The organism is Candidatus Thiothrix phosphatis (assembly GCF_035668035.1).
Taxonomy (GTDB): domain Bacteria; phylum Pseudomonadota; class Gammaproteobacteria; order Thiotrichales; family Thiotrichaceae; genus Thiothrix; species Thiothrix phosphatis.
The window spans coordinates 1-2,348 of the sequence record NZ_JAYMYJ010000089.1 but is presented as its reverse complement, the minus strand read 5'-3'; the positions used below and the strand labels follow the sequence as shown (position 1 = coordinate 2,348).

Annotated in this window: 4 protein-coding genes; all 4 read right to left on the bottom strand. The window is 52.1% G+C overall.

Translation table 11 applies throughout. The features are described from left to right. The coding region (locus tag VSS37_RS09160; protein ID WP_324694539.1) for a hypothetical protein at positions 1–188 on the bottom strand (188 nt) is incomplete at its 3' end. Positions 189–213: 25 nt separating this feature from the next. Next, complete coding sequence (locus VSS37_RS09155) at positions 214–504, bottom strand: helix-turn-helix domain-containing protein (protein ID WP_324694538.1); 291 nt, start codon at positions 502–504, stop codon at positions 214–216. Then, entirely contained in the window at positions 501–830 is a 330-nt protein-coding gene (locus VSS37_RS09150; RefSeq protein WP_324694537.1) for a type II toxin-antitoxin system RelE/ParE family toxin, read from the bottom strand. Before VSS37_RS09150 ends, VSS37_RS09155 begins: the two co-directional genes overlap by 4 nt. 43 nt (positions 831–873) lie before the next feature. Then, positions 874–2,136 (bottom strand): tyrosine-type recombinase/integrase, encoded by a 1,263-nt coding sequence (locus VSS37_RS09145; RefSeq protein ID WP_324694536.1) that lies wholly within the window; start codon positions 2,134–2,136, stop codon positions 874–876. Positions 2,137–2,348: the final 212 nt, after the last annotated feature.

The window sequence follows — 2,348 nt, the reverse complement described above, 5'->3', positions numbered from 1 at the left end:
AAACTATGCACGTCTCCCCGGCAAAGCCGGGGGATTTCCCAATAGATTAAAAAAGCGGTTTCTGATTTAATTCGCAAATTCGCTTTTTTCGCAGGCTTCTTTGCTTTCTGTCTGGATGGATGGCGAAAAAAAACCGGGTCATTGCCCGGTTCTGGTGGTGGGTTGGTGGCTATCCAGACTTGCTGCAAGTGGCTTGATTCAGTCCCTTTTCAGTCATGCCGCCGCCCTGGTATGCACTTCGACAGACTGCCCGACACGCGCCAGCAGGTTTATCAGCATGTCCACGGTGAAACGTTGAATCTTGCCCCGGTACAGGTCGCTGATTCGCGCTTGTGAAACATCCAGCGCCGCCGCCGCTTCCGCCTGTGTTGCAAACCGTAATTGCAGGATCCTGATAAGCTCATCCAGCAATTGCGCCCTGATAAGCAGGTTTGCCGCCTGCTCTTTTGGGAACAGATCGTAAAAGACGCTTTGCCCTGCTGGTGTGGTATGTCCTTCGCTCATGGTGTACGTCTCCTAATCATTTCCTTGAAGCGTTCCCGCGCCAGTTCAATGTCATGCTGTGCGGTCTTCTGTGTCTTTTTCTGGAAGGCATGGAGCACATAAACGGCTTCCTCAAACCTTGCCACGTAGATAACCCTGAAAGCGCCGGACTCCTCCCTGATACGGATTTCCTGCACTCCCTGCCCTATGCCTTGCATTGGTTTCCAATCAAGTGGCTGCTGCCCGGTTTGCAAGCGGTGTAACTGGTAGCCTGCTTCGTGCACTGCATCTTCCGGGAAGCCGCACAAATCCGCGTAGCTATTGCCGATCCATTCAAGTGTTTTCATTGGCACAATCCATTATATAAAATTTGGTATGACTTGCCAGTGGTCAAGCTGACTTGCTGAACGGAACCACGTTACTGGAAGGTTCCCCGGTAATAACCTCATTCAGCCGCCGCTCCCATGCTTCCAGCGCCGCCCGCTTTTCCTTCATGTAGTCGTGGCGGTTGTAGGTGGTGTCGATCTGGTTCTTTTCCTTGTGGTTGGTAACACGTCGCTGAATGAAATTATCAAAGTTCAAAGCGCCCAATCCAGTGCGAAGGGTGCGCCGCAAATCGTGCGGGGTTGGCCTTACCTGCCCTTCTTCCAGCTCCCAAGGGATACGCTCAAAGATTCTGGAAAGCACTTGTACAGCCATCACACCCCCATTCCTGGCCGGAAACAGCAAACCATTACGGGAATGTGGCCGCGCCTCCCCGATTACCTGCAATGCCATGCCAGAGAGGGGGACAGCATGGGCTAACCCATTCTTGGTTTCATCCATGCTCCACACATCACCCCGAATGTCCCTCTCCCTGGCGTTTACTATTTCGATAGACCGTTGCCCGGTAATCAGGCGCAAACGCACGGCAAGCCGGGTGGAAATGTCCAAGTTGGATTCATCACTGGTGGCCGCCCATAGCATCCTGATTTCATCATCAGTCAGCACCCTATCCCGTGCAGTTTCTTCTTCCTTGGTGATTTTCGCCGCCGGGTTGATGTGGCTTTTGATTTCGCCGCGTTCAATGGCGAAGTTGAAAAACTTGTGCAACAGGGAAAGCAGACGATTACGGGCAACCAGTGCGCCAGCGTCTTCTTTCCGGTCAAGTAATGCGTTGATGTGCTTTTTCTCCACCTTGTCTATTTTCATATCCCCAATGAAGGGCAACACATCAACATCCAGCATCCGCAGGTCTTCTTCCCATGACTTCTTTTTCTTCTTTGCATGCCGGGTCATGTAGGTGCTGGAAAACTCTGCCATGGTAGGCACAGCCGCCGCATTCAACACGTTCAGGCTGCGCTCAATGGCTGGGTCTGCCCTACTTTCGTCGTTGCGACTCCCGATCATTGCTTTTTGGTCTGCCACCAATGCCCGCGCCTTGGATAGCGCCCCCGCTATTTCCCGTTCCGTGCTTTTGGGTGTTATCTCTGGCGCGTCCAGGGTATACAGCCGCTCTTTCCCGTTCAGCCAGTAGCGATGAATGAACACCTTCCGGCCTGTCGGGTACACGCGCAAGTAAAGCCCCTTGCATTCGGTGTCCTTGAACATGGCTTGCGCCTTGTCGGTTGATGCGGCCTTTATGCCCTTGTGGTTGGTGTATGTGTTCGCCATTGCCCTTCTTCCTTCCGGTACGGTTTACGGTACGGTTTTAACGATGGAAAGCAGTGTTACAGAATGGAAGAAAATGGACAATAACAGGCTGAACGCCTTATGTATCAATAGTGTTAGTGGAATTCTATGGAAGCCGATGGAACTGATGTAAACTGATTTTTAATCAGGTGGTCGTGCGTTCGAGTCGCACATGTCCCACCATTATGAATCAA